Here is a 24,886-nt window from a genome sequence, read left to right as displayed (position 1 = left end):
CTATTCGAGTCGCGCACCGGTGGCGCGGACCACCTCGCCCCAGGCGCCGTGGGTCTGGCGGATGAAGGCGGCGAAGGCCTCGGGCGAGCTGCCGACGATGCGCCCGCCCTGGTCCGCCAGCACCCGGCGCGCCTCGCCCTCCTCGGTCGCCGCGCGCACGGCGGCGTTCAGCGTGGCGATCCGGTCGGCCGGGATGCCGGCCGGGCCCAGCACGCCGTACCAGGTCTCGCTGACCAGGCCGGGAACGCCGGCCTCGATCGCCGTCGGCACCTCGGGCAGCAGGGCGATGCGCTGTTCCGCCGTCACGGCCAAGGCCGGCAGCGCGCCCGCCCGCACCTGGCCGAGCAGCGCCGGCACGTCGGCGAGCAGGATCTGGATGCGCCCCGCCAGCAGGTCGGTCACCGCGGGTGCGGCGCCCGGATAGGGCACGTGGGTGATGTCGATGCCGGTGCGCAGCTTCAGCAGCTCCCCCGCCATGTGCAGCGAGGAACCGATGCCGGCCGAGCCGAAGGCGAGCTGGCCGGGCCGCGCGCGCGCCATCGCGACCAACTCCTGCAGCGAGCGGACGCCGAGGCCGGGCGCGACCGAGACGATCTGCGGCACGCCGAGCACCTGGCTGACCGGCGCCAGGTCGCGCAACGGGTCGTAGGGCATGTTCGCGCGCATATGCGGCAGGATCACGATGGCGCCGCTGCTGGCCATCACCAGCGTGTGGCCGTCCGGCCGGGCCTTGGCGACGGCGTCCACGCCGATGGTCCCGCCCGCGCCGGGGCGGGATTCCACCACCACCGGCCTGCCGAGCCGCTCGCCCATCACGCGGCCGACGACGCGGGCGATGATGTCGGCGGGCCCGCCGGCGGCGAAGGGCACGATCATCCGCACCGGCTGGTCCGGGAACCCCTGCGCCCGCGCGCGGCCCGCGAGCGCCGGCAGCATCAGCCCGGCAAGCGCCGTCCTGCGTCTGATCATGTCCTTGTCCTCCCTGCGTCGTATCGTGCATGGAGCCCGGCCTGCATTGCCGGGTCCCCCGGTCGTCAGGCGATGCGCGCCGCGGGCGGCAGCTCGAACAGGCCCGTGGCGGGCGGCTCCAGCGGATCCACCTCGCCGTCGGGCAGCGGGATCCCGTGCGCGTTCAGCGTCATCGACACCATGGTGTAGTAGCCGATCAGCGCGGTCAGCTCGACCACGCCCTTCACGCCGAAGGCGTCGCGCGCCGCGGCGTAGGCCGCATCCGGCACGCGGCCGCCCTGCTGCAATTCGCGCGCGAAGTCGTAGACCAGGGCCTCCTGCGCATCGGCGAAGACGGGCGGACGGCCGTCGCGGATGGCCTCGAGGATCGCGGGGGCGATGCCGGCCTCGGCGGCGGTGCGGGCGTGCACCCACCATTCCACCTGGCTGCTCCAGCGCCGACCGGTGACGCAGATCGCGAGTTCCGACAGGCGCTTGGGCAGCGAGGTTCCGAAGCGCAGCGCCTCGCCCATCGCCGACCACCGGGCGGCGAGTTCCGGATTGTGGATGGCGGCGCGCAGCGGGCCGATGACGGTCCCGCGCGGCCCGGCGACGACGCGGTCCCAGACCTCGCGCTGGGCGGCGTCCAGCTCCTCGCGCCCGGGAAGGGGAATGCGCGGCGCCATCAGATCACTCCCTTCGCGGCCAGCGTATTGCGCTCGTCATCATCGATGCCGAGTTCGGCGAGCACTTCCGCCGTGTGCTGGCCGAGCGTCGGCGGTCCGCGGTCGAAGGACAGCGGCGCATCCCGCATGCGGATCGGGCTGACCACCTGCGGCACCGTGCCGGCCAGCGGATGCGGCAGGTGCCGCAGCATTTCCCGGTGCCGCAGCTGCGGATCGGCGAAGACGTCCGGCACGGTGTTGATGGGCCCGCAGGGCACGCCCGCCTCGTCCAGCAGCGCGGTGAGCTCGGCGCGCGTGAAGTCACGGAAACGCTCGGCCAGCAGCGGCGTCAGCTCCGCCTCGTTGCGCACGCGGTCGGCATTGCGGATGAAGCGCGGATCGGCGGCCCAGGCTGGCCGGCCGATCGCCTCGCACAGCTTCGCGAACTGGCCGTCATTGCCGACGGCGAGGACGACATGTCCGTCCCGCGCGGGGAAGACATCCTGCGGCTGGATGTTCGGGTGACGGTTGCCGGCGCGGTGCGGCACCTTGCCGCCGACAAGCCAGTTCATCGCCTGGTTGGCGAGGAAGGCCGCCTGCACGTCGAGCATGGCGAGGTCGATCGTCTCCCCCTGGCCGGTCCGTTCGCGGTTGGCAACGGCGGCGAGGATCGCGACGGCGGCGTACATCCCGGTCATCAGGTCCACGATGGGCACGCCAACCTTCTGCGGCGCGCCGTCGCGCTCGCCAGTCAGGCTCATCAGCCCGCCCATGGCCTGGATCATGAAGTCGTAGGCCGCCTGGTCGCGCCGCGGCCCGTCCTGCCCGAAGCCGGTGACGGAGCAGCAGATGAGCGAGGGCTTGAGCGCGCGCAGGCTGACCGCATCGAGACCGTACTTCGCCAGGGCGCCGGCCTTGAAGTTCTCCACCACCACGTCGCAGCGCCGCGCGAGGTCGCGCAGCATCGCCTGGCCTTCGGGCTTCGCGATGTCGATCGTGACGGAACGCTTGCCGCGGTTGACCGAGAGGAAGTACCCGGCCTCCCGCGTCGGCGTGCCGTCCTCGGCCGCGAGGAAGGGCGGGCCCCAGGCGCGCGTGTCATCGCCCGCGCCCGGGCGCTCGATCTTGATCACGTCGGCGCCGAGGTCGGCGAGGATCTGCGTCGCCCAGGGCGCGGCCATGATGCGGCCGAGGTCGAGCACGCGCAGATGCGACAGCGGCCCCGCCATGGTCAGGCGTCGACGATCGCGTTGGCCCGCATCGAGGCGCGGTCGGCGAATTCGCGCTGCCAGGCATCGAGCCTGGGGCAGCGCGCCCGCCAGCCGAGGTCGGGGAAGCGGAAGTCCATGTAATCCCCGGCGATCGCGAGAGTGATCTGCGCGATCCCGGTCGGGCCCTGCGCGATCGCCCCGATCTCGGCCTCGAGCGCGGCGAGGACGGCGTCGGTCTTGAGCGCGAAGGCGTCCAGAAGCGCGGGCAGCGGCTGCGGCTTATCGCGTTCGTTGCGCCAGAGGATGAGCATGTCGAGGAAACCGTTAGCCAGCGCATGGCGGCGCAGTTCTGTGAAGCGCGCCATGCCGGAGGACGGGATCAGCCGCCCGCCGCCGGCGAGGCTGTCGAGATACTCGATGATCACCAGGCTGTCGTAGAGGATGGTGCCGTCCTCCAGCACCAGGGTCGGGATCTTGCCGAGCGGGTTCTCCGGCAGCAGTTCCCGCGCGGGCTTGATCATGGCGACGACCGTGCGCACCGTCCGGATGCGGTCGGCGAGGCCGAGTTCGTGCGCCGCGACCATGACCTTGCGCACGAAGGGTGAGCGCGGGGACCAGTGCAGCTTCATCATCGCCGCGAACACGCCATGACGGCGCCTCCCTTGAGTTTAGGCAAAAAGGTCAGTTATATGGCTTAAACCCGATCGGCGACCGGCGTCCAGCCCCATTCGCCCCGCCATGGGAGCGCCGGTCGCGGTCGAAGGAAGCGGGTCCAGGATGCCGATCACCTACCAGGCCGTGAAATCCCTCTCCGCGCAGCTCTACGACTGGTCGCTGCGCGCCGTGCCCGCCGACACGCTCGATGGCCTCGCCCGTGCGCTCGCGACCGAGACGCATGACGGCGCGCGCAAGGTCCTGCAGATGATGCTCGGTTCCGCGCGCAAGGCCGAGGCGGAGCAGCGCTATGTCTGCTCGGATGCCGGCGTGCCGGTCTATCACGTGACGATCGGCACCGCGGCGCGGCTCGAGGGCGACATCAAGGCCGCCATCAGCGACGGCTTCGACGAGCTGGTGGCGACCATCAGCCCGCCCTTGCTGAAGCATGTGACCAACCCGCTGACCAATGAGCGCGGCTACAAGGGCCGCGACATGCCGCTCGTGACCTGGGACGTCGCAGGCGGCGCCGACTGGGTCGAGATCCTGTGCCAGCCCAAGGCGCTCGGCTCGGGCCGCTGGGCGGCGCTGGAGACCTTCTCCTTCCCCTCCCTCGCCGAGATCGAGGCCTATGTCATGAAGGTGGTGATGCAGGCGGGGTCGCAGCATTGCCCACCGGTGATCATCGGCGTGGGCATCGGCGGGTCGTTCGACGTCGCGGCGCGCATCGCGAGCAAGGCGACGATGCGCGCCATCGGCACCACGAATCCCGAACCGGTGCTGGCGGCGATGGAGGAGCGCCTGCTGCGCGCGGTGAACGCGACGGGCTTCGGGCCGATGGGCACGGGCGGCGACACGACCGCGCTGGCGGTGCATGTCGACTACGCTTCGGGCCATGGCTACACGCCGGTCGCGGTCTGCTTCAACTGCTGGATCAATCGCCGCACGCGCGCCCGGCTGCATGCGGATGGCAGCGTGGAGCGCTTCGAATGAGCGACGCGTTCCGCACCCTGCGCATGCCGATGTCGCGCGAGGATGCGCGCAGCCTGCGCGCCGGCGACATGGTGCTGCTCGAAGGGGAGATCGTCATCACCGCCGGCCTGCCGACCATCCAGCGGCTGGTCGCCTGCGCGGAGGAAGGCCGGGACCCGCCGATCGCGCTGGCCGGCGGCTCGCTGTTCCACCTCGGCTCCTACTCGCAGGAAATGCCGGCTGGCGGGCTCGAGATCCTGTACATGAACCCGACCACCAGCACGCGCTTCAACCCGCTGATGCCGCGGCTGATCCGCCATTTCGGCCTGACCGCGGTCGGCGGCAAGGGCGGCCTCGACACCGCCTGCGCGGCGGCGATGCGTGAGGTGGGCTGCGTCTACCTGTCGTTCCTCGGCGGCGGCGCGCCGCTGCATTCGGCCGCGATCCGGGCGGTGCGCGAGGTGGCGTATCCGGACCTCGTCGCGCATTACCGCCTCGTGCGGCTTGCGGTGGAAGGCCTCGGGCCGGTGACCGTCGGCATCGACGCTCATGGCAACAGCCTGTTCGAGACGCTCCAGGCGCAGGCGCGGGATCGGATGGAAGGCATCCTCGCGACGCTGGCGGCCAGTCGTCAGGACGCGAAAGGCGGATGAGCCGACCCGCCAGGCTCCGCCATTTCCCTCAATCGGCATCCAGCGCATGGGCAAGCAGATGCGCCCGCTCGCTGACCTGCAGCGCCGCCTCATGCGTCGCCTCCAGCAGCACCGGGGGCGCGACGCCGGCGCGGCGCGCTTCCTCCCACCGCGCGGCGCAGAGGCACCAGCGGTCGCCGGGCTTCAGCCCAGCGAAGCCGTATTCGGGGCGTGGCGTGGAAAGGTCGTTGCCCGCGGCGCGGCTGAAGGCGAGGAACTCCTCCGTCACCTCCGCGCAGACCACGTGCAGGCCGACATCGCCCGGGCCGGTGTTGCAGCATCCGTCTCGGTAGAAGCCTGTCAGCGGCGCGACGGAACAGGGCAGCAACGCGCCGCCGAGCACGTTGCGCGCCTGCGGGCGGCCGCCGCCACGGTCATGCAGGTCGGCCATCGGCGGCACCTCTCAGTAGGATTTCGGCTGGCCGAGAACGCGCTCGGCGATGAAGGACAGGATCAGCTGCTCCGACACGGGGGCGAGGCGCGTGATCATCACCTCCCGCAGCAGGCGCTCGACGACGTATTCCTTGGCATAGCCCATGCCACCATGGGTCATCATCGCCTGCAGGCAGGCCTGGTGGCCCGCGCGGCCGCCGAGCAGCTTCGCGGCATTCGCCTCCGCCCCGCAGGGCCGGCCACTGTCGTAGAGCCAGGCCGCCTTCATCGTCATCATCCAGGCGGCCTCGAGCGCCGCCCAGCATTCCGCGAGCGGATGCTGGATCGCCTGGTTCTGGCCGATCGGCCGGCCGAAGACGCTGCGGTCCCGCGCGTAGCGCGCCGCGCGCTCGAGCGCGTCCTGCCCGATCGCGATCGCCTCGGCCGCGATCAGGATGCGCTCGGGGTTCAGGCTGTCGAGCACGTAGCGGAAGCCGCGGCCTTCCTCGCCGATGCGATCCTCCTCCGGCACGAACAGGTCGTCGATGAAGACCATGTTCGAATCGACCGCGGCGCGGCCCATCTTGGGGATCCGCTTCACCTCGACGCGGCTGCGGTCGAGGTCGGTGTAGAACAGCGTGATGCCGTCGGATGGGCGCCGCGCATCCTCCTTCCGCGTCGTGCGCGTCAGCAGCATGACCTTGTTCGCGACCTGGGCGGTCGATGTCCAGATCTTCCGCCCATTCACGCGGTAGCCACCCGGCACCTTCGTGGCGAAGGTCGTGATGCTCGTGGTGTCGAGTCCGGCATTCGGCTCGGTGAAGCCGAAGCATGCCTGGTCGGTGCCGGCGACGAGTGGCGGGATCCAGCGCGCCTGCTGCTCCGGCGTGCCGTGCACGACGATCGGGTGCGGGCCGAACATGTTGATGTGCAGCGCGGAGGCCGCGGCCATGCCGCCGCCATGGCGGGCGACGGCCGCCATCATCAGCGCCGCCTCGGTCACGCCGAGGCCGGCGCCGCCATGCGCTTCCGGCATGGTGATGCCGAGGAAGCCCGCCTGCGCCATCGCGCCGTGGAACTCGCGCGGGAATCGCGCCTCGTCGTCGCAGGCGCGCCAGTACTCGTCGCCGAAGCGCCGCGCGATGGCGGTGACGCCCTCAACGATCGCCTCCTGCTCGGGCGTCAGGCCGAAATCCATGCATCCCTCCCGTCAAGGCGCCGGAGGATCGTGCCCGCGCCGGCCCTTGGCAAGCGCACGCCGCCCGCGCAGGGTGCCGGGCGGAGGAACGCCATGGACAAGCTGACGCTCGCCGTCGTCTCGCGGAACTATTTCAACATGCCCGCCTGGCTCGGCCTGCATGCGGGCCTGTTCGCGGCCGAGGGAATCGACCTCACGATCGACCATATCGAGGGGATCGAGGAGGTGAACGACCGCGTCCGGGACGGACGGGCGCAGCTCGCCTATGGCGTGACGGAGCACGTCATCCTCGATGCCGAGACCGGTGGCCGGCAGGTCATCATCGGCGGCAACGTGAACCGGCTGCCCTTCTCGCTGGTCGCACGACCGGGGATCGAGGGCATCGAGGGGTTGCGCGGCAAGCGGATCGGCGTCTCCTCGCTGCGCGCCGGGTCTTCCTCCCTGGTGATGAAGATGCTCGCCGCGCACGGGCTGCACCATCCCGACGACTACGAGATCATCCCCTGCGGGCCGATCCTCGCGCGGTGGGAGCTGCTGCGCTCCGGCGGGATCGATGCCGGGCTGCAGGGCGCGCCGCTGAACCACATCGCGCTCGACCAGGGCTTCGTCTCGCTGGCCGAACCGCGGCAGGACTTCCAGTTCACCAGCCTCGACGTCGATGCCGGCTGGGCCGCCTCGCACCGGGACCTTGTGCTGCGCTTCCTGCGCGGTTTCCTCCGCGCGCATGAACGTTTCTTCACCGACCGCGACCTGACGCGCGAGGTCGCGGTGAAGGAAAGCGGCATCGAGCCCCGCTACGCCGACCGCGCCTGGGAGGAGTACGTGCAGGCGGAGATCTTCCCCCGCGACGGGGAAGCAAGCGCCGCCGGCGTGCAGAACCTGATCGAGACCAGCGCGCTGATCCGCGACCTGCCGAGCCGCGCACGGACCCGCGCAGAGGACTACATCGACCGCAGCTGGCTGGCCGAGGCGCGGGCCTCGCTGTGACCGCCATCGACTATGGCGACCGGGCCCGCATCGGGCTGATGGTGCCGTCGGGCAACCAGGTCTGCGAGGCGGAACTGCACGCCATGATGCCGCCGGGCGTCGCGGCGCATGTCACGCGGCTCGAGCTGCGGGGCAGTTCGGAGCCCGAGCTCCTTCGCATGATCGATGGGCTGGAGGCGGCGGCACGGCTGCTGGCCGATGCGCGGCCGGCGCTGATCGCCTTCCACTGCACCGCCGTCTCGACCTTCGCGCCGGAGATGGCCGGGGGCATCACGGCCCGCATCGGGGCGGCGACCGGCCTGCCTGCGACCGGCACGGCGGAGGCGATCCTCGCCGCGTTGGCCGCGCTGCGCGCGCGCCGCGTGCTGCTCGTCACGCCCTACATCGCGCCGGTGCATGAGCGGGAGGTCGCCTTCCTGGCCGCGCACGGCATCGAGACGGTCGGCGGCGCCATGATGGGCGTGAACACGAATGCCGAGATGGCGCTGATCCCGCCGGAGCGCATCGCCACCGCCGTCCGCGATGCCGCGACGGGCGGCGCCGAGGCCTGCTTCGTCTCCTGCACCGCGATCCGGTCCGCGCCGCTGATCGCGGCGCTCGAGGCCGAACTCGGCCTGCCGGTTATCACCAGCAACCAAGTGATGGCCTGGCATGCGCTGCGGCGCTGCGGCATCGCCGATGCCGTGCCCGGCTTCGGCCGCCTCATGGCGATGGGCTGAGCCGCCTTGCCGCGGCGCGCCGCTCCCCTATCATCGCGCGCAACGGCCCGGCACGCATCGGGCAACCGGAGGAGACAGTCCATGCCGAAGCTCACCCGCCGCGCCCTCGGCGCCGCAGCTTTCGCCATCGCATCCGCGCCCGCCCTGCTGCACGGGCAGGGCCGCACCGTGCTGCGCATCGGCTGGACCAGCGGCGACGGCGCGCAGGACCCCTATGCCAGCGGCGCGCGACTGTTCAAGCAGGGTCTGGAACGGCGCGTCGGCGAACGCGTCGACGTGCAGCTCTTCCCCAATCGCGCGCTGGGCGACGAGCGGCCGATGCTGGACGGGATGCGGCTCGGCACGGTGGATATGGGTGTCATCACCAACGCGGTGATCGCGCAGGTCGAACCCGCTTTCCAGGTCAACGACATGCCCTTCCTGTTCTCCAGCGAGGAGCAGGGCCATCGCGTGCTCGACGGCCAGGTCGGCGCGGCGCTGCGCCAACGGCTCGAGGCGCGCGGCGTCGTGCCGCTTGGCTACATGGAGGGCGGCTTCCGCCACATGATCAACAATGTCCGGCCCATCGTGCGGCCGGAAGACCTGCGCGGCATCAAGTTTCGCGTGCTGCAGAGCCCGATCTACATCGAGATGTTCCGCAGCCTCGGCGGCAACGCGGTGCCGATGGCCTGGGGCGAGACCTTCACCGCCGTGCAGCAGGGCGCTGTGGATGGGCTCGAGATCCCGCTCGGCATCATCGACCAGAACAAGTATTTCGAGGTGACGAAGTACCTGTCGCTGACCGGCCACATCTATTCGATGATCGGCCTGCTGATGGCCAAGCGCACCTTCGACCGCCTGCCCGCCGACCTGCGCGGCCCGGTGCAGGAAGCTGCCGCCGAGGCGACGCGCGCGCAGCGCACGGCGAACGCCGCGGCCAATACCGGATTCCTCGAAAGCCTCCGCCGGCAGGGCATGCAGATCAATGAGGTGCCGGACAAGGCCGCCTTCCGCCGCGGCGTGCTGCCCATGTACGAGAGCTTCCGCGGCCAGATCGGCGCCGACATCGTGCGCGACGCGCTCGCCGCGGTGCAGTGAGGACGCTCGCCGCCGCCGCGCAGGCCGCAGCGGCGGCGACGCGGCTGTCCATCGCGCTGACGGCCGCCGGCATGGTGGGCTGCATCGCCTACCAGGTGGTGATGCGCTACGTCGTCGGCTCGGCCTCCTCCTGGAGCGAGGAGATGGCGGTGCTGCTGTTCTCCTGGAGCGTGCTCGGCGGCCTCGCCCTCGGCGTGCATGAGGGCTTCCATGTGCGCCTGACGCTGCTGCCGGACCGGCTGCCTCGCGGCGGGCGGATCGTCGCCGAGCGCGCGCTGGATGCCGTGACGGCCGCGCTCGGCGCCTTCCTGGCCTGGTCGGGGTGGCGCTTCCTCGACATCACGGGCGGATCCGTCTCGGCCGCCATGGGTTATCCGACCGAGATCCTCAATGCGCTCGCGATCATCTGCGGGGCGCTGATGGCGCTGTTCGGCCTGGAACGCGCCCTCCGGCCCGGCGGCGTGCCGGCATGAGCGAGATCGGCTGGTTCCTCACCGCGGGCTTCGGCCTGCTGGTGGTCCTCGGCGTTCCCTTCGCCATCGCCATCGCGCTCGCCATCACCGGAGCGCTGATCGCGGCGGACATCGAGCCGGCCTTCCTCGCGCAATCGGTCGTCAGCGGGTCGCAGCAGTTCAGCCTGCTCGCCATCCCGCTGTTCATGCTGGCGGGGGAATTGATGTCGGCAGGCGGGCTGTCGCAGCGCCTGGTCGATTTCGCTTCCACGCTGGTGCGGCACCTGCGCGGCGGGCTTGCGATGGTGACGGTGCTGGCGGCGCTGATCTTCTCGGCCATCTCGGGCTCGGCGCCGGCGACCACGGCGGCGATCGGCGCCATCATGATCCCGGCGATGGCGAAGGCGGGCTACGATAAAGGCTTCGCGGCCTCGATCGCGGTGAGCGCCGGCGTGCTCGGGCCGCTGATCCCGCCCTCGATCGCCTTCGTCATCTGGGGGATCGTGGCCGAACAGTCGATCGGGCGGCTGTTCCTGTCCGGCATCGTGCCCGGCCTCGTGCTCGCCGCAGGGCTGCTCGTCATCTGCTGGGGGCATGCGAAGCGCAACGACGTGCCGATGCTGCCACGCGCGACGCTGCGCGAAGCCGGGGCGGCCTTCGCGCGCGGGCGCTGGGCGCTCGCCTCCCCGCTCGTCGTGCTGGGCGGCATCTACGGCGGCATCTTCACGCCGACGGAGGCGGCAGCGATCTCCTGCGTCTATGCGCTGCTGGTGGGGCTGCTGATCGAACGCCAGCTGACGCTGCGCGCGCTGCCCGGCATCTTCGTCAACGCCATGCGCACCAGCGCGATCGTCACCGCCATCATCGCGGTCTCGACGGGCTTCGGCATCCTGGTGGCGCAGGAGCAGATCGCGACGCAGTTCGCCGGCTGGCTCGCCTCGACGGTCAGCGAGAAGTGGCTCGCCCTCGCCGCGCTCAACATCGCCTTCTTCCTGCTGGCCGCCGTGATGGACGAGATCGCCATCATGGTGATCCTCGGCCCCATGCTGATCGCCATCGCCAACCGCTTCGGCGTGGACCCGATCCATTTCGGCGCCATCATCGTGACGAACGTGTCGATCGGCATGGCGGCGCCGCCGATCGGCTACTGCCTGTTCATCGGCATGGCAATCAGCGGGCTGTCGCTCGCGCGCATCAGCCGGGCGATCTGGCCGCAGATCGCCTGGATGCTGGTGGTGCTGTTCCTCACCACCTACATCCCCGGCTTCGCGCTGATGTTCCAGCCTGCCGCGCGCTGATCAGAAGCCGTAGAGCGCGGCGGGGTTGTCGACCAGCACGCGCCGGCGCTCGGCCGCCGACGGGGCCCATTCGCCGAGCAGGTCGAGCAGCGCACCGTCCTCCGGCATCCAGGCGGACAGCGACGGGTGCGGCCAGTCCGTCCCCCACACACAGCGATCAGGCGCGGCATCGAGCAGCGCGCGCGCGAAGGGCGCCACATCGCGGAAGGGCGGGCCGGAGGAGGAGATGCGGTAGCCGCACAGCTTCACCCAGGCGCGCCCGCTGTCCAGGATGCGCAGCAGCGCCTGGAAGCCGGCATCGTTCACGCCGTCGGCCGTGCGCACGCCGCCCATGTGGTCCACCACCACCGGCACCGGCAGGGCGGCGAGCCGTGGCGCCAGGTCCGGCAACTGGTGTCCTTCCGCATACAATTGCAGATGCCAGCCGAGCGGCGCGATGCGGCGCGCCAGCGCCTCCAGCTGGTCGAGCGGCGTGCCGTTGCCCGACACGGCGTTGAAGCGCACGCCGCGCGTGCCCTTCGCGTGCAGGTCGCGCAGCGCCGCCTCGTCGAAGCTGTCGTCCACCACCGCGACGACGCGGGCCCGATCCAGCCCGAACCGCGCCGCGGCATCGAGCGAGCAGGAATTGTCCGTGCCGTAGACCGATGGCTGCACGATCACCATCCGCCCGATGCCAAGGGCTTCGGCCATGCGGAGATAGGCCGGGATCAACGCCGCCTGCGGGTCGTAGTGCCGCCCAGCGTCGAGCGGGAAGCGGTCATAGGGCCCGAAGATGTGGAAATGGCAGTCGCAGGACAGCGGCGGCGCCTTCCAGGACGGGTTCGGGACGACGTCGAGCGGGGGAAGGCAGGGTTTCATCACGCGGCCCCCGCCAGTTCGCGCCGCACGATCGCGGCACCTTCGACCATGGCGCGCATCTTTCCGTCCGCGACCTCGCGCGGCAGGTACTTCATGCCGCAATCGGGTGCGACGATGACGCGCGCCGGGTCGACATGCGGCAGCGCGCGCCGGATGCGCGCCGCGACCGTCTCCGCGCTCTCGACCTTCATGTCGGCGAGGTCGATCACGCCGAGGATGATCGTCTGGTCCGGCAGCTGTTTCAGCACGGAGGTATCGAGGTTGGACTGCGCCGTCTCGATCGAGATCTGCCGGACGCGGCAGTTGCAGAGTTCGGGCAGGAAGGAATAGCCGGTCGGCCGCGCATGGATGATGGCGGCGTAGCCGAAGCAGATGTGCAGCGCCGTGGTTCCGGTGATGCCCTCGAGCGCCCGGTTCACGGCGGCGAGGCCGTATTGCCGCGCCTTCTCGGGCCGTGCCTGCATGTAGGGCTCGTCGATCTGGACGATGTCGGCGCCGGCGGCGAACAGGTCGCGGATCTCCGCGTTCACCGCGACGGCGTAGTCCATCGCCATCTCCGCCTCATCCGCGTAGAAGTCGTTCTGCGCCTGCTGCGCCATGGTGAAGGGGCCGGGCACCGTGATCTTGATCATCCGGTCGGTGTTGGCGCGCAGGAAGGCGACGTCCTGCGTCTCGACAGCGTGGCGGCGGCTGATGCGGCCCACCACGCGCGGCACCGGGTTCGGATGCCCACTGCGGTCGAGCGCCATGCCGGGATTGTCGATGTCGACGCCATCGAGCGCCGTGGCGAAGCGGTTGGAATAGGATTCCCGCCGCATCTCCCCGTCGGTGATGATGTCGAGCCCCGCCTTCTCCTGCGCGCGGATGGCGAGCAGCGTCGCATCCTCCTGCGCCTGTTCGAGCGCGTCCGGCGCCACACGCCACAATTCGCGCGCCCGCACGCGCGGCGGAAAGCGCCCGGCGAGCCGCTTCCGGTCGATCAGCCACTCGGGCTGGGGATAGGAGCCGACGAGCGATGTCGGCAGCAGCTTCTGAGTCATGGCGTTTCCTCCAGGTGCGAGGCTAGCCGCGTGCCGCCGGCATGGCCAGGGACCCCGCCTTGCCAGGAGGCACCGCCATGCGATGCTGGCGGCGCGACAGCGAGATCGCCAGGGAGGATTCCATGATGCTGCGAAGGACGGCGCTGGCCGCCGCCATGCTGGCCATCGGCTTCGGCACGGCCGAGGCCCAGACCCGCTGGACCATGGCGACGGCGTATGCCGAGGGCAACTTCCATACGCGCAATATCCGCGCCTTCATCGAGGACGTGCAGCAGGCGACATCCGGGCGGCTGCAGATCCAGCTGCATCCCGCGGCCTCGCTGCTGACCATGCCCAACATCAAGCGCGGCGTGCAGACCGGGCAGATCCAGCTGGGCGAGGTGCTGCTGTCCGTGCACGGCAACGAGGATCCGTTCTTCGAGCTCGACAGCGTGCCCTTCCTCGCCGACACCTGGGAGGCGACGGCCGCGCTCGACCGCGTCTCGCAACCCTTCATCCGCGCAAGGCTGGACCGGCAGGGCGTGCTGCCGCTCTACATGGTGCCCTGGCCGAGCCAGGCCTTCTACACGCGCGCCGAGGTCCGCACGGCGGAGGATCTGCGCGGCCTGCGCTTCCGAACCTACAACGTGCTGACGCAGCGCATGGCGGAACTGCTCGGCGCCGTGCCGGTGACCGTGCAGGTGGCCGAGATTCCGCAGGCCTTCGCCACGGGCGTGATCGCGGCGATGTTCACCTCCGCGCAGACCGGCGTGGATACCAGCGCCTGGGACTATGCCCGCTACTTCACCGATGTGGGCGGCATGCGCGCGCGCAACCTCGTGCTGGTTAACGCCCGCGCCTTCCGCGCGCTGGACGAGGCGACGCGGACCGCGCTGACCGAGGCCGCCGGCCGGGCGGCGACGCGCGGGCTCGAATTCGCCCGTGCCGCGGAAGGCGAGATGGTGGAACGGCTGCGCAGCCGCGGCATGCAGGTGCGCGAGCCCTCCGCCGCCTTCATGGCGCAGCTGCGGGAGGTCGGTGCCCGGCAGACCCAGGAATGGGTGCAGCGCGCGGGCCCCGAGGGCCAGCAGGTGCTGGACGCCTATCGCGCGGCGCTGCCGCGCTGAGGCGCGGCGCGCAGGTCGCGCCCTGCTAGAAGGGCGGGCGCCCCGCATCCCGGGGCGCCCCCAGGGCCAGGCGAAGGATGCATCCAGGATGAGCGACGACCTCCTTGAGACCGGCAAGCGACTGCGCGCCGAGGTGATCGGACAGGCGCGGCACGATGCCGCGATGACGAACGCGACCGAATTCGACCTGCCCTTCCAGGAACTCGCGCTGCGCTACTGCTGGGGGGAGGTCTGGGGTCGACCGGGGCTCGACCGGAAGGCGCGGAGCATGGTCAATCTCGGCATGCTGGTCGCGCTCGGCAAGCCGAACGAGTTGAAGATCCATGTGCGCGGCGCGCTGACCAACGGCGTGACGCGGCAGGAAATCCAGGAGATCTTCCTCCAGGCCTGCATCTATTGCGGCGTGCCGGCGGCGGGCGAAGCCTTCAAGGTCGCGAAGGAAGTGTTCGAGGAGCCGGAGTTCGCGGCGCGCTGAGCGCATGCGTGGTCGGGGCCCGATACCCCGGTCGCGCGCAGGCCGGCTGTGGGGTGAACGCATTTCGCACCACCAAGGTGGACGGCCGCGCGATCGTCGTCCTTGTCGTCGGCGAGTCGAATTGTGAGGCGTCCCTACATCCGGCCCCTTCGAATCGCGGGGGCCACGCCCACCGCGCGCGCCGCAGCGGGACGAAGTCCATCCCGCGGCGCGCAGACCCGATGATGTGCGGATCCATCGAGCGGTCACGCCCTAGACGTGGTGAAGACTGGTGACCGGCCTGGGGGGCGCCGGCTGTCCGATCGACCGACGCCCGCCTGCCGCGCTCCGCTAACCTCGCCCGCCGCGCTCGATGTTCCAGATGATCGGGAAGCCGAAATCGATCACGCCCCGCAGCTCCGCACGCCACGCCGCGGGCGCACGGAACTGCCCGGCAATCGGGAAGGTCGCGCGGTCGATCGCCACGCGGTTGAGTTCCGCCGCCAGCTCGCGGCGCCGCGCCGGATCGCTCTCCGCCTCGAAGCGCTCGATCAAGGGCGTCATCGACGCCTCGCAATATCCCCAGGGCTGGTTGCCGGTGCAGTTGAAGCCGACGCCGAGATTCGACAGCGGATCCGCCATGTCGAAGCCGGTGTAGACGACGGGCACCACCGACCAGCCACCGCGGTCGAGCGGCTGGCGCTGCACCCAGCGCTGCGCGATCGACGACCAGTCCGAGGCCTGGATGTCGAGATTGAACCCGGCGCGGCGCATCCGGTCGATCAGCATCAGGCCGAAGGGATTGAGCAGCGCGGAATCGACCGGATGCATCAGCACGACGCGCTCGTTGTTGTAGCCGGCCTCGCGCAGCAATTCCTTGGCGCGGTCGATGCTGGGTCGCGCGATCGCCTCGCTGCCGCGGTCGCTGCCGAGCGCGGTGCCGCACATGAACATCGCCGCGCAATCCGGCCGCCCCACCTCCGCGAAGCCTGCGCCAGCCAGGATCTCCGCCCGGTCGAGGCATTGCTGGAGCGCACGCCGCACCAGCACGTTGTCGAAGGGCGGTTGGTGGTGGTTGATGCTGACGGCGTACATCATCTCCGCCTGGCCGCTGGCCTGGGAGATGACGATGTTCCGGTTGGTCCGCATGCGCGGCAGGTTGTCGATCGGCGCGTATTCCAGGTAGTCCACCTCGCCCTGCTGGAGCGACGTCGCACGCAGCGCGATGTCGGGCATGGTGATCATCTCGACGCGTTCGACCTTCGCGACCTTGCCGCCGGCGAGCCCGTCGGCCGGCTCGTCGCGCGGCACGTAGCGTTCGTTCCGACGGAAGAAGGTGCGCTCGCCCGGCACCCACTCCTCGCGCAGGAAGACGAAGGGGCCCGAGCCCATGATCTCGCGCACCTGCTGCGTCGGCGGTGTGGCGGAGGCGATGCGGGCGGGCATGATGAAGGGAACGTGGACCGATGGCTTGCCCAGCGCCTCGATCACGCCGCCATAGGGGCGCGACAGCTTCAGCACGAAGCTGTCCGTGCCGGCCGTACTGAGGTCCGCCGTGGCCGCCAGCAGCCGCCGGCCGATGGAATCCCGCGCACCCCAGCGGCGCAGCGAGGCGACCGCATCCTCCGACGTCACCGGCGACCCGTCGTGGAAGGCGAGGCCAGGGCGCAGGCGGAATGTCCAGGTGAGCTTGTCCGCGCTCACCTCCCACCCCTGCAGCATCTGCGGCCGGTAGCGCCCCTGGCCGTCCATCGACACCAGCGTGTCGAAGACCAGGTAGGCGAAGTTGCGCGTCACGAAGGACGGGCCGGAGATCGGGTCGAGGTTCTGCAACCCGACATTCACCACGAAGCGGAAGGGGCGCTCGCGCCCCTGCGCGATGGCCAGGCGTGGCATCGCCAGCGAGACACCCGCGGCGGCGAGACCCTGTCTGCGCGTGAACATCATCTGCCTTCTCCTATCGGGGGTTCAGGACTGCGTGGATGCCCAGGCCTCGGCGACCTGGCTGCAGGTGGCGAACCAGACGCCCTCGAAGCCGCGCATGAAGGCGATCATCTCGCGCAGCAGCGCGATGCGGCTCGGGCGGCCGGAGAACTGGGGATGCATCACGAGGTTGTAGTACCCGCCCCAGCGATGGATCTCGCGGAACTCGTCCTGCCACACCTCTCGGATGTGGCTGTTCGTGAAGATCGGCCGCGGCGTCTTGATCGAGAACAGCAGGAAGGGCGCGTCGTCCAGGCTCCAGTGCCAGGGCAGTTCGATGATGGAGGCGCCGTCCGGTCCGGCGATGCGATAGGGGTTGATGTCCGCCATCATCGAGCTGTCGTAGAGGAAGCCATGCTTCGCCAGCAGGCGGACGGTGTTGTCGCTCGTCTCCCCCGCGGGCGACCGATAGCCCTTCGGCACCACGCCGAGCACGCGCTTCAGGGCGGCGAGGCCGCGTTCCATCTCCTCGACCTCCTGCTCCGGGAAGGCGGGGTCGATCCAGGCATGCGTGTGGCTGTGATGGCCGATCTCGTGCCCGGCCTTCAGGACCATCTCCGCGCGGTCGGCGTGGTTCTCCACCGTCCAGCCGGGGATGAAGAAGGTAGCGGGCACGCCGGCGTCGTGCAGCGTCTCGAGGATCTTGGGCACGCCCACCCGCGCGCCGTAGGTCCCCTGGCTGAGCGTGCCCGGGCGCTGCGCGTTGGCGGGGTCGCGGGACAGCCACAGCGTCTCCGCGTCGAAGTCGAAGGTCAGCGTCACCGCGATGCGGGCGCCGTTCGGCCACTTCACGCTCATGTCCATGCCCGGTTCTCCTTGCGTCATTCGCGCGGGGGGTGTCGCGCCGCGAGCCAGCCGCCATCCACCGCGATCACCTGGCCCGCGACGTAGGAAGCATCCTCCGAGGCGAGGAAAGCGACGACGGCCGCGACCTCCTCCGGCCTTCCGGCGCGGCGCAGCGGCGTCGGGTCCAGCACGGCGCGGCGATAATAGGCGTTGCGCAGGTGGCCTTCCGTCATCGCCGTCTCGATCACGCCGGGTGCTACGGCGTTCACCGTGATGCCGTCCGGCGCGACCTCGCCCGCGAGCTGGCGTGTGAACTGCGCGATGCCGCCCTTGGCGACCGCATAGGCCGTCGTGCCGGGATGCCCGGCGATGCCGAAGACCGAGCTGACATTGACGATGCGTCCGCCCGGCCGCGCCAGATGCGGCAGGATATCCCGCGTCACGCGCAGGACGGCGGACAGGTTCACCTCGATGAAGCGCGCGATCAGCGAGTCATCGGATTCCGCCAGCGGCTTCGATCCGCCGATGCCGGCATTGTTGACCAGGATGTCGATGCGACCGAAGGCGTCGAGCGCGGCCCGCGCCAGCCTTGTCCCCGCGCCGGGCCCGGCGACGTCCAGAACCAGCGCCTCGCCACCCAGGCGGGCCGCCGTCCGCAGCACCTCCTCATCGCGATCCGCGAGCAGGACGCGGGCGCCGTCGCGCAGCATCCGCGCGGCCACCGCTTCCCCGATGCCACGCGCGGCGCCGGTGACGATCGCCGCGCGCTCCGCGAGGTCAGGCAAGCCGTCCTCCATCGACCGGCATCGCAACGCCATTCACGTAGGACGCGGCGTCGCTCAGCAGGAACAGCACCGTCTCGGCCACCTCCGCAGGGGTCCCGAAGCGGCCCATCGGGTTGCGGGCGCGGGTGTAGTCCTCACGCGCCGCCGCGCCATCGCCGGCCTGCGCAAAACTGTCGCGCAGCATCGGCGTCTCGATCGGGCCGGGGCAGACGATGTTCGCCCGGATGCCCTTCGCCGTGTGGCCCGCCACCAGGCTGCGCGTCATCATCACCACCGCGCCCTTGCTGGCGGAATAGGCGGGGAAGACCGGATTGCCGACGAGCCCGGCGCCGGAGGCGAAGGTGACGATCGCCCCGCCGCCCGCCGCTTCCATGCGCGGCACCACGTGCTTCAGCGCCAGCCAGGTGCCCTTCACGTTGATGGCGAACAGCCGGTCCCATTCGGCCTCGCTCACCTCCGGCAGCGGAACGGTGGGGCCCAGGATGCCGGCGGCGGTCACCAGCAGCCGCGCGGGGCCGAGCCTATCGAGCGCGGCGGCCGCGCGGGCAACATCCGCCGCGACCGCGACGTCGCCGACAACGGACTCAGCGCCCGGGCAGTCCCGGGCGACGGCGGCCAGCGCCTCGGCGTTCCGATCCAGCAGCACGAGCCTCGCGCCTTCCCGCGCGAGGCGCAGCGCCACGTCGCGACCGAGGCCCGACCCCGCGCCGGTCACGAGGCCCACGCGCCCGCCGAACCGGGCCGCATCTGCGGTGGTCGTCAGAGCCACCTCCTGTCGCCGAAGCGCGCGGATCGGGCATGTGCGCGAATGTCTGCACGCCGAACCGCCAAGGAACGCTATGCACGCCCCCCGCGGGTGTCAAACCGCGCGCGGTGCACATTGACGGTCGTCGTCGCACCGCTAGCATCGCCCCATGGGTGGAAAAATGAAGCTGGGTGCCCTCGTCGATCATCACGGGCATGTCGCGCCTCGCGACGCGCTGGCGGAAGCGATGGCGCGGCGCTTCATGCCCTTCCCCAAGGACCCGCCGGCACTGCTGTTCGACGTCGCCGGCCATCACGCGCAGATGGATGCGCAGGGTATCGAGCGGCGCATCGTCTCGGTGCCGCCGATCCTCTACCTGTACGAGCTGCCCCCTGCCGAGCAGGCGGCGCGGATCGCCGGGCTGAACGACTGGCTGGCCGGGCTGGTCGCGGGAACGCGGCTGTCCGCGATGGCGGTGCTGCCGCTCGGCGACCCTGCCGCCGCGCTGGCGGAACTGCGCCGCTGCGCCGATCGCCATGGCATCCGCGACATCGCGATCGGCAGCCATGTCGCCGGCACGGACCTCGACAAGGCCATCCCCGACGAGCTCTGGGCCGCGCTCGCCGAGGGCGGCGGGCTCGTGATGCTGCATCCCTGGCAGGTGCGCGACCGCGCGCGCCTCGACGATAGGCGGCTCGGCAACCCGCTCGGCAATCCGTTCGAGACCGCGGTCGCCGCCGCGCGGCTGATCGAGGACGGCACCCTCCAGCGGCATCCCGCGCTGCGCCTGATGCTGGCGCATGGCGGCGGCGCGCTGCCCTTCCTGCTCGGCCGCATGGACCGCGCCTGGGAGGCGGCGGAGCATGGCCGCGCGCCGGAGCGACCTTCGCTCGCCGCGCGGCGCTTCCTCTACGACACGGTGGTGTTCGAGCCGGAGCCCCTGGCCTTCCTCGCGCGCATGGTCGGCCCGGATCGCATCCTGTTCGGCACGGACAGCCCCTTCGACATGAGCCTGCAGGATCCGGCGGCGCTGCTGGCCGCGGCGGGGCTTGCGACGTGAACCCGGCGGCGCCGCTCCTCCGCTGGGCCGCCGGGCCGGGGGCGGCGGCGCTGACGCTCGCCGCGCTGCTGGTGCTGTGGGAGGCCGGCGTACGGGGGTTCGACATCCCGCGTTTCCTGCTGCCGGCACCGAGCGACGTGGCGGCGGAATTCATCAAGGACTGGCGCCTGATCTTCGGCCATGCGGTGCAGACCGTGTGGGGCATCCTCGCCGGCTATGCCGCGGCGGTGACCTTCGCGCTGGCGGCGAGCATGGCGATGATCCGCTGGCCGCTGGTCGAGCGCATGATCATGCCGCTCTTCGTCGCGAGCCAGTCGGTGCCGAAGATCGCGATCGCGCCGCTGATCCTGCTGTGGGTCGGCGCGGGAGCGGGCTCGAAGGTCCTGGTGGTGGCCTCGATCGCGTTCTTCCCGGTGGTGATCAACACCATGGCCGGCTTCAAGCAGGTCGACCGCGGGCTGCTCGATGTCTTCGCCAGCGTGGATGCGACGAGCCGGCAGACCTTCTTCCGGCTGCGGCTGCCCTATGCGGTGCCCTACATCTTCGCCGGGCTGCGCATCGCGACGACGCTGGCGGTGCTCGGCGCCATCGTCGCCGAATGGCTCGCGGCGACGGACGGCATCGGCTACCTCGTTCTCTCGGGCAGCTTCAACTTCAACACGGCGAGGTCCTTCGCCGCGATCATCCTGCTCGCGGTGATCGGCATGAGCTTCTTCGGAGCGATGGGTGCCATGGAGCGTGCGCTGTCCTGGCAGCGCGCGGAAGATGGCGCGACGCGCGCCCAGGCCTGACAACCACAGGGAGACGAAGCATGGCGACGCTTGGACGACGGACCTTCGTGGCGCTGGGCGCCCTGGCCGCCGCGGTGCCGGAGGGGCTGCGCCCCGCCCGCGCGCAGGGTCGCCTGCAGGATGCGATCCTGCGGCTGAACTTCACGCCATGGGGCATGCACGCGCAGTACTATGCGGGGCTGCGCCAGAACATCTATCGCGCCGAGGGCATCAACCTCGAGATCCGCCCGGCCGCCGCGGGCCAGCAGAACGAGGTCTTCATCGCCGCGGGGCGCGAGCAGTTCCTGGTGGCGAATGCGGACGGCTACATCAAGTCGCGCGCCGCGGGCCTGCCGGTGGTGGCCGTGATGGCCGACCAGCCGGACACGCCCTTTTCCGTCTTCGCGCTGCGGACGACGAACATCTCCCGGCCCGAGCACCTGCGCGGCAAGCGGATCACCTGGTTCCAGAGCCAGGTGAAGGGGCTGCTCGACCCGCTGCTGCAATCGGGCGGGCTGACGCGCAACGACATCACCTTCCTGACGGTGAGCCGCGGCGCCGAGGTGCAGATGGTCGCCGCCGGCCAGGCGGATGCCGGCTTCGGCTTCTCCTACGGCCAGCCGCTGACGCTGGAAGAACGCGGCTTCCCCTGCAACGTCATGGCGCTCAAGGATTTCGGCGTGAAGTTCTGCGGCACCTCCATCGTTGCGAACGAGCGCGAGGCCGGCCGCGGCGACCTGACGGAGCGCTTCGTCCGCGCGACGATGAAGTCGCTGATCTGGACGCATGCGAACATGGACACGGCGATGAACTACGTCGTAGAGGTGGCGCCGGACCGGTCCCATGCGCTCGAGGTGCGCAAGCTGCGCATCATCTACGAGATGTACCGCAGCCCCGACTTCGCCGAACGCTTCGGCCGCTTCGACGAAGCGAAGTGGGCGTCCTCGGTGGAGTACCTTGCCGAAGGCGGCGACCTGCAGCGCAAGCCGACGGCGCGCGAGCTCTACACACACCAGTTCGTGGACCGGATCGAGGAAGCGAAGCAGCTCTCCGCCCTGGTTCACGGCCGCCCCGCATCCTGACCATGGACGCCACCGCCCCCGCATCCGGCTTCGCCGGCCCTCCGGGGGCGGAGCACACGCCCGCCTTCATCTCGGTCGAGGGCGTCGGCGTCACCTACGGACCGCAGGGCGCGGAGCCGGTCACGGCGCTGTCGGACATCGCGCTGCGCGTGCCGGAGGGCGCCTTCGTCTCCCTGGTCGGCCCGTCGGGCTGCGGCAAGTCGACGCTGCTGAAATGCGTCGCCGACCTCCTGCAGCCCAGCGCGGGCGGCATTTCCATCGGCGGCGTCCCGGCCTCCGACCTGCGCCGCCAGGGCCGCATCGGGATGGTGTTCCAGCAGCCCAACCTGATGCCGTGGCTGCGCATCGAGGACAATGTCCGCCTGCTGCACCGCCTGGTCGCGGATCGCGGTGTCGCCGCGGCCGCGCCGGACGTGCCCGCGCTGCTGCGGCTCGTCGGGCTCGATGGCTTCGGGCGCAAGTATCCTTCGCAGCTTTCGGGCGGCATGCAGTCGCGCGCGGCGCTGGCGCGCGCGCTGGCACTCGACCCGACGGTGCTGCTGATGGACGAACCCTTCGCGGCGCTGGACGAGATCACCCGCGACCGCATGGGGATCGAGCTGATGCGCATCTGGTCGCAGTTCGGCAAGACGGTGCTGTTTGTGACCCATTCCCTCGCCGAGGCGGTCTTCCTCTCGGACGCCGTGGTGCTGATGACGCCGCGGCCGGGACGGATCGCGCGCATCCTGCAGGTCCCGCTGCCCCGCCCGCGCACGCCGGAGATGCGCCTGACCGACGAATTCGCCCACCTCGTCGCGGCGCTGAACCGCGATCTCTACCGGATGCTCGCCGCCTGATGCGACCTGACCTGACCCCCGCGCTGCTCGACCGCGCGGCCCTGCTGCTGGTCGACATGAACCGCAGCCACCTCGACCATTCCATCGGCCATCTGCTGGTGGCGAAGGAAGATGCCGACCGCATCATCGCGACGGCGGTGAAGCTTCGCGACGCCTGGGCCGCCGCGGGCCGCCCGGTGATCTTCGTGCGCACCCACCACCGCTGGAACCCGGCGACCGGGGAGGTGATCGACAACCGCAACCCCTTCTGGATGGCGCAGCACGCCAACCCGATCCCCGGCTTGTCGAAGCCGCGCAAGACGCTCGCCGTGGAAGGTTCGCCGGTGACGGAGGTGGTGCCCCAGCTCGCGCCGCGGCCGGGCGAGCACACCGTGTTCAAGCACCGCTACAGCCCCTTCCACAACACGGACCTCGAGCTGCTGCTGAAGAACCTCGATGTCGACACGCTGGTCATCGGCGGCGTCAACACGAACAACTGCGTCCTGTGCACCTGCTTCGAGGCCTTCAACCGCGACCTCCGCGTCATCCTGGTGCCCGATGCCTGCGCCAGCATGAACGGGCCCGGCTACCACAGCGCGGCATTGACGCTCATCGAGGCAGCGCTCGGCTGGCTCGTGCCATCGGACGACATCATCGCCGCCTGCGCGCGCTGACTTCAGGGAGAGGAATTCCATGGCCCACCGCCGCATCGGCATCGTCATGCACGGGGTCACCGGCCGGATCGGGACCAACCAGCATCTGGTGAACTCCATCCTGGCGATCCGCCGGGAGGGCGGGTTGCCGCTGTCGAACGGCGACCGGCTGATGCCCGATCCCATCCTGGTCGGGCGCAACGTCGAGAAGCTCCAGGCGCTGGCGGCGACGACGGGCATCGAGCGCTGGACGACCGACCTGGACGCCGCGCTCGCCGACCCGCAGGACGAGATCTTCTTCGACAGCGCCTACACGGCCACGCGCCCCGCCCTCGCGCGCCGCGCGATCGCGGCGGGCAAGCACATCTACCTGGAGAAGCCGGTCGCGCCCACGCTCGAGGAGGTGCTCGACCTCCGGCGCGCCGCCGAGGCCGCGGGCGTCAAGCACGCCGTGGTCCAGGACAAGCTGTTCCTGCCCGGTCTCGCCAAGCTGAGGCTGCTGAAGGACCAGGGCTTCTTCGGTCGCCTGCTCTCGGTGCGCATCGATTTCGGCTGGTGGGTCTTCGACGGCGAGCAGGTGCCGGCGCAGCGCTCATCCTGGAACTACCGCCTGGCCGATGGCGGCGGGCTCGTGCTCGATATGTTTCCGCACTGGCGCTACATCATGGAAGGGTTGTTCGGACGCCCGACCTCGGTCACCTGCCACATCCGCACGGCGCAGCCGCACCGGCGCGACGAGCGCGGCAGGCCCTATACGGTGGACGTCGAGGACGAGGCGCGCGCGCTGCTCGAGCTCGAGGACGGCGTGGTGGCCGAGATCAACGCCTCCTGGGCGAACCGCGTGCGGCGCGACGACCTCCTCACCATCACCGCCGAAGGCACGCTGGGCAGCGCGGTGGCGGGGCTGCATCGCTGCGTCGTGCAGCCGCTTTCGACCACGCCGAAGCCGGTGTGGAACGTGGACGTACCGGCGGCCCAGGATCTCTACGCGCAGTGGGCGCCGGTGCCGGACCTGCTGCCGCTGAAGAACTCCTATCGCATGGCCTGGGAAGCCTTCCTGCGCCATGTCGCGGAAGACGGCCCGAACCGCGCCAGCCTGATCGAGGCCGCGAAGGGCCTGCAGCTGATCGAGGCGTGCCATGCCAGCCACCGCGAGCGCCGGTGGATCGACCTTCCCGATCTTGGCGGATGATGCGCCCGGTCGGACCGGATATCGCCCGCGCGAATGACATGCGCCCTGCCCGCTGTCTCTCTCGCCTTGTTGGTCCAACAGGCAGCGCCGAGACGATGCGGCGTGGCATTCGGGCGGCTCGCGAGCGGCTCTCTGGCTGGAGTAGGCCCGTGGAGCTGGGCTGCGGTCAGGCGGCTGCCTTAGGTCGTATGGACTCTTGGGATTCCCGAAGGCGGCGTGACGTGATTCAAGGCTGCCTTTGGGGAGCTGGCCTTGGGCGTCTTGGATCGTTTGGTGCTGAGCGACACGGCGTGGGAGCGGATGGCGCCGCTG

The 24,886-nt window shown here is 70.6% G+C and carries 27 protein-coding genes; 15 read left to right on the top strand and 12 right to left on the bottom strand.

Going from position 1 to position 24,886, the window contains the following annotated elements; genetic code table 11:
* The 4 genes from J5Y09_RS08825 to J5Y09_RS08810 form a co-directional block, all read right to left on the bottom strand.
* On the bottom strand, nt 1-969 hold the full coding sequence (locus J5Y09_RS08825; protein ID WP_209351390.1) for a Bug family tripartite tricarboxylate transporter substrate binding protein: 969 nt from the start codon (nt 967-969) through the stop codon (nt 1-3).
* A gap of 65 nt (nt 970-1,034) precedes the next feature.
* Nucleotides 1,035-1,634: a carboxymuconolactone decarboxylase family protein gene (locus J5Y09_RS08820; protein WP_209351389.1), complete on the bottom strand. Its 600-nt coding sequence runs from the start codon at nt 1,632-1,634 to the stop codon at nt 1,035-1,037.
* The gene (locus tag J5Y09_RS08815; protein WP_209351388.1) at nt 1,634-2,842 is read right to left on the bottom strand and encodes a CaiB/BaiF CoA transferase family protein; all 1,209 of its coding nucleotides are present in this window, start codon (nt 2,840-2,842) and stop codon (nt 1,634-1,636) included. Before J5Y09_RS08815 ends, J5Y09_RS08820 begins: the two co-directional genes overlap by 1 nt.
* Before the next feature lie 2 nt (nt 2,843-2,844).
* Entirely contained in the window at nt 2,845-3,468 is a 624-nt protein-coding gene (locus J5Y09_RS08810; protein ID WP_342451441.1) for a glutathione S-transferase family protein, read from the bottom strand.
* Nucleotides 3,469-3,601: 133 nt separating this feature from the next.
* Here J5Y09_RS08810 and J5Y09_RS08805 point away from each other — a divergent pair, with 133 nt between their 5' ends.
* Together J5Y09_RS08805 and J5Y09_RS08800 are read left to right on the top strand one after the other, a co-directional pair.
* Entirely contained in the window at nt 3,602-4,471 is an 870-nt protein-coding gene (locus J5Y09_RS08805) for a fumarate hydratase (protein ID WP_209351387.1), read from the top strand.
* A complete protein-coding gene (locus tag J5Y09_RS08800) occupies nt 4,468-5,103 on the top strand; it encodes a fumarate hydratase C-terminal domain-containing protein (protein ID WP_209351386.1) in 636 nt (211 codons plus the stop codon). The genes J5Y09_RS08805 and J5Y09_RS08800 overlap by 4 nt, the downstream gene beginning before the upstream one ends.
* 28 nt (nt 5,104-5,131) lie before the next feature.
* Here the strand turns inward: J5Y09_RS08800 and J5Y09_RS08795 are convergent, their stop codons facing one another.
* Together J5Y09_RS08795 and J5Y09_RS08790 are read right to left on the bottom strand one after the other, a co-directional pair.
* Nucleotides 5,132-5,533: a DUF2237 family protein gene (locus J5Y09_RS08795; protein ID WP_209351385.1), complete on the bottom strand. Its 402-nt coding sequence runs from the start codon at nt 5,531-5,533 to the stop codon at nt 5,132-5,134.
* Nucleotides 5,534-5,545: 12 nt separating this feature from the next.
* Nucleotides 5,546-6,712: an acyl-CoA dehydrogenase family protein gene (locus J5Y09_RS08790; protein WP_209351384.1), complete on the bottom strand. Its 1,167-nt coding sequence runs from the start codon at nt 6,710-6,712 to the stop codon at nt 5,546-5,548.
* Nucleotides 6,713-6,805: 93 nt separating this feature from the next.
* On the opposite strand from J5Y09_RS08790, the gene J5Y09_RS08785 reads away from it, so the two are divergent.
* The 5 genes from J5Y09_RS08785 (at nt 6,806) to J5Y09_RS08765 (ending at nt 11,245) form a co-directional block, all read left to right on the top strand.
* Nucleotides 6,806-7,699, top strand: a complete 894-nt coding sequence (locus tag J5Y09_RS08785; protein ID WP_209351383.1) for an ABC transporter substrate-binding protein — start codon at nt 6,806-6,808, stop codon at nt 7,697-7,699.
* Entirely contained in the window at nt 7,696-8,418 is a 723-nt protein-coding gene (locus tag J5Y09_RS08780) for a maleate cis-trans isomerase family protein (RefSeq protein ID WP_209351382.1), read from the top strand. Before J5Y09_RS08785 ends, J5Y09_RS08780 begins: the two co-directional genes overlap by 4 nt.
* An 81-nt stretch (nt 8,419-8,499) precedes the next feature.
* The gene (locus tag J5Y09_RS08775) at nt 8,500-9,495 is read left to right on the top strand and encodes a TRAP transporter substrate-binding protein (protein ID WP_209351381.1); all 996 of its coding nucleotides are present in this window, start codon (nt 8,500-8,502) and stop codon (nt 9,493-9,495) included.
* Nucleotides 9,492-9,968, top strand: a complete 477-nt coding sequence (locus J5Y09_RS08770) for a TRAP transporter small permease (RefSeq protein WP_209351380.1) — start codon at nt 9,492-9,494, stop codon at nt 9,966-9,968. Before J5Y09_RS08775 ends, J5Y09_RS08770 begins: the two co-directional genes overlap by 4 nt.
* Nucleotides 9,965-11,245, top strand: coding sequence for a TRAP transporter large permease (locus tag J5Y09_RS08765; RefSeq protein WP_209351379.1), 1,281 nt, complete (start codon nt 9,965-9,967; stop codon nt 11,243-11,245). Before J5Y09_RS08770 ends, J5Y09_RS08765 begins: the two co-directional genes overlap by 4 nt.
* On the opposite strand, the gene J5Y09_RS08760 is transcribed toward J5Y09_RS08765, so the two are convergent.
* Together J5Y09_RS08760 and J5Y09_RS08755 are read right to left on the bottom strand one after the other, a co-directional pair.
* Nucleotides 11,246-12,103, bottom strand: coding sequence for an amidohydrolase family protein (locus J5Y09_RS08760; RefSeq protein ID WP_209351378.1), 858 nt, complete (start codon nt 12,101-12,103; stop codon nt 11,246-11,248). It lies immediately after the preceding gene.
* Nucleotides 12,103-13,143 (bottom strand): uroporphyrinogen decarboxylase family protein, encoded by a 1,041-nt coding sequence (locus J5Y09_RS08755; RefSeq protein ID WP_209351377.1) that lies wholly within the window; start codon nt 13,141-13,143, stop codon nt 12,103-12,105. Before J5Y09_RS08755 ends, J5Y09_RS08760 begins: the two co-directional genes overlap by 1 nt.
* Nucleotides 13,144-13,220: 77 nt before the next feature.
* On the opposite strand from J5Y09_RS08755, the gene J5Y09_RS08750 reads away from it, so the two are divergent.
* Both J5Y09_RS08750 and J5Y09_RS08745 read left to right on the top strand, forming a co-directional pair.
* Nucleotides 13,221-14,249, top strand: a complete 1,029-nt coding sequence (locus J5Y09_RS08750; protein WP_209351376.1) for a TRAP transporter substrate-binding protein — start codon at nt 13,221-13,223, stop codon at nt 14,247-14,249.
* Nucleotides 14,250-14,337: 88 nt separating this feature from the next.
* Entirely contained in the window at nt 14,338-14,724 is a 387-nt protein-coding gene (locus J5Y09_RS08745) for a carboxymuconolactone decarboxylase family protein (protein WP_209351375.1), read from the top strand.
* A gap of 330 nt (nt 14,725-15,054) precedes the next feature.
* Here J5Y09_RS08745 and J5Y09_RS08740 read toward each other — a convergent pair whose 3' ends face one another.
* The 4 genes from J5Y09_RS08740 to J5Y09_RS08725 are packed head-to-tail and all read right to left on the bottom strand — an operon-like array spanning nt 15,055 to nt 19,026.
* Nucleotides 15,055-16,650: an ABC transporter substrate-binding protein gene (locus tag J5Y09_RS08740; RefSeq protein WP_209351374.1), complete on the bottom strand. Its 1,596-nt coding sequence runs from the start codon at nt 16,648-16,650 to the stop codon at nt 15,055-15,057.
* Between the two features lie 21 nt (nt 16,651-16,671).
* Complete coding sequence (locus tag J5Y09_RS08735; protein WP_209351373.1) at nt 16,672-17,490, bottom strand: polysaccharide deacetylase family protein; 819 nt, start codon at nt 17,488-17,490, stop codon at nt 16,672-16,674.
* Between the two features lie 17 nt (nt 17,491-17,507).
* A complete protein-coding gene (locus J5Y09_RS08730; RefSeq protein WP_245216972.1) occupies nt 17,508-18,257 on the bottom strand; it encodes an SDR family NAD(P)-dependent oxidoreductase in 750 nt (249 codons plus the stop codon).
* Nucleotides 18,250-19,026: an SDR family NAD(P)-dependent oxidoreductase gene (locus J5Y09_RS08725; protein WP_342451440.1), complete on the bottom strand. Its 777-nt coding sequence runs from the start codon at nt 19,024-19,026 to the stop codon at nt 18,250-18,252. The genes J5Y09_RS08730 and J5Y09_RS08725 overlap by 8 nt, the downstream gene beginning before the upstream one ends.
* Before the next feature lie 157 nt (nt 19,027-19,183).
* Between J5Y09_RS08725 and J5Y09_RS08720 the strand changes: the two genes are divergently transcribed.
* From J5Y09_RS08720 to J5Y09_RS08695, 6 genes are read left to right on the top strand one after another with little or no spacing between them, the layout of a single operon-like run.
* Nucleotides 19,184-20,062: an amidohydrolase family protein gene (locus J5Y09_RS08720; protein WP_209351371.1), complete on the top strand. Its 879-nt coding sequence runs from the start codon at nt 19,184-19,186 to the stop codon at nt 20,060-20,062.
* Nucleotides 20,059-20,853 (top strand): ABC transporter permease, encoded by a 795-nt coding sequence (locus J5Y09_RS24300; RefSeq protein ID WP_209351370.1) that lies wholly within the window; start codon nt 20,059-20,061, stop codon nt 20,851-20,853. Before J5Y09_RS08720 ends, J5Y09_RS24300 begins: the two co-directional genes overlap by 4 nt.
* A gap of 20 nt (nt 20,854-20,873) precedes the next feature.
* Nucleotides 20,874-21,914, top strand: coding sequence for an ABC transporter substrate-binding protein (locus tag J5Y09_RS08710; protein WP_209351369.1), 1,041 nt, complete (start codon nt 20,874-20,876; stop codon nt 21,912-21,914).
* Nucleotides 21,915-21,916: 2 nt separating this feature from the next.
* Nucleotides 21,917-22,750, top strand: a complete 834-nt coding sequence (locus J5Y09_RS08705; protein WP_209351368.1) for an ABC transporter ATP-binding protein — start codon at nt 21,917-21,919, stop codon at nt 22,748-22,750.
* A complete protein-coding gene (locus J5Y09_RS08700) occupies nt 22,750-23,403 on the top strand; it encodes a cysteine hydrolase family protein (protein WP_209351367.1) in 654 nt (217 codons plus the stop codon). The genes J5Y09_RS08705 and J5Y09_RS08700 overlap by 1 nt, the downstream gene beginning before the upstream one ends.
* A gap of 19 nt (nt 23,404-23,422) precedes the next feature.
* A complete protein-coding gene (locus tag J5Y09_RS08695; RefSeq protein ID WP_209351366.1) occupies nt 23,423-24,574 on the top strand; it encodes a Gfo/Idh/MocA family protein in 1,152 nt (383 codons plus the stop codon).
* Nucleotides 24,575-24,886 lie beyond the last annotated feature (312 nt).

The sequence above is a fragment of the Roseomonas nitratireducens genome (assembly GCF_017813355.1).
In the GTDB taxonomy this organism is placed as follows: Bacteria; Pseudomonadota; Alphaproteobacteria; order Acetobacterales; family Acetobacteraceae; genus Neoroseomonas; species Neoroseomonas nitratireducens.
Note: the sequence above shows the minus strand (reverse complement) of the source record. Positions and strands in the feature narration are given on the sequence as shown.

Coding starts and splice junctions, on each gene's coding strand:
- J5Y09_RS08825 (WP_209351390.1), bottom strand. CDS start 969: ATGATCAGACGCAGGACGGCGCTTGCCGGGCTGATGCTGCCGGCGCTC.
- J5Y09_RS08820 (WP_209351389.1), bottom strand. CDS start 1,634: ATGGCGCCGCGCATTCCCCTTCCCGGGCGCGAGGAGCTGGACGCCGCC.
- J5Y09_RS08815 (WP_209351388.1), bottom strand. CDS start 2,842: ATGGCGGGGCCGCTGTCGCATCTGCGCGTGCTCGACCTCGGCCGCATC.
- J5Y09_RS08805 (WP_209351387.1), top strand. CDS start 3,602: ATGCCGATCACCTACCAGGCCGTGAAATCCCTCTCCGCGCAGCTCTAC.
- J5Y09_RS08800 (WP_209351386.1), top strand. CDS start 4,468: ATGAGCGACGCGTTCCGCACCCTGCGCATGCCGATGTCGCGCGAGGAT.
- J5Y09_RS08795 (WP_209351385.1), bottom strand. CDS start 5,533: ATGGCCGACCTGCATGACCGTGGCGGCGGCCGCCCGCAGGCGCGCAAC.
- J5Y09_RS08790 (WP_209351384.1), bottom strand. CDS start 6,712: ATGGATTTCGGCCTGACGCCCGAGCAGGAGGCGATCGTTGAGGGCGTC.
- J5Y09_RS08785 (WP_209351383.1), top strand. CDS start 6,806: ATGGACAAGCTGACGCTCGCCGTCGTCTCGCGGAACTATTTCAACATG.
- J5Y09_RS08775 (WP_209351381.1), top strand. CDS start 8,500: ATGCCGAAGCTCACCCGCCGCGCCCTCGGCGCCGCAGCTTTCGCCATC.
- J5Y09_RS08765 (WP_209351379.1), top strand. CDS start 9,965: ATGAGCGAGATCGGCTGGTTCCTCACCGCGGGCTTCGGCCTGCTGGTG.
- J5Y09_RS08760 (WP_209351378.1), bottom strand. CDS start 12,103: ATGAAACCCTGCCTTCCCCCGCTCGACGTCGTCCCGAACCCGTCCTGG.
- J5Y09_RS08755 (WP_209351377.1), bottom strand. CDS start 13,143: ATGACTCAGAAGCTGCTGCCGACATCGCTCGTCGGCTCCTATCCCCAG.
- J5Y09_RS08750 (WP_209351376.1), top strand. CDS start 13,221: ATGCGATGCTGGCGGCGCGACAGCGAGATCGCCAGGGAGGATTCCATG.
- J5Y09_RS08745 (WP_209351375.1), top strand. CDS start 14,338: ATGAGCGACGACCTCCTTGAGACCGGCAAGCGACTGCGCGCCGAGGTG.
- J5Y09_RS08740 (WP_209351374.1), bottom strand. CDS start 16,650: ATGATGTTCACGCGCAGACAGGGTCTCGCCGCCGCGGGTGTCTCGCTG.
- J5Y09_RS08735 (WP_209351373.1), bottom strand. CDS start 17,490: ATGGACATGAGCGTGAAGTGGCCGAACGGCGCCCGCATCGCGGTGACG.
- J5Y09_RS08720 (WP_209351371.1), top strand. CDS start 19,184: ATGAAGCTGGGTGCCCTCGTCGATCATCACGGGCATGTCGCGCCTCGC.
- J5Y09_RS08710 (WP_209351369.1), top strand. CDS start 20,874: ATGGCGACGCTTGGACGACGGACCTTCGTGGCGCTGGGCGCCCTGGCC.
- J5Y09_RS08705 (WP_209351368.1), top strand. CDS start 21,917: ATGGACGCCACCGCCCCCGCATCCGGCTTCGCCGGCCCTCCGGGGGCG.
- J5Y09_RS08700 (WP_209351367.1), top strand. CDS start 22,750: ATGCGACCTGACCTGACCCCCGCGCTGCTCGACCGCGCGGCCCTGCTG.
- J5Y09_RS08695 (WP_209351366.1), top strand. CDS start 23,423: ATGGCCCACCGCCGCATCGGCATCGTCATGCACGGGGTCACCGGCCGG.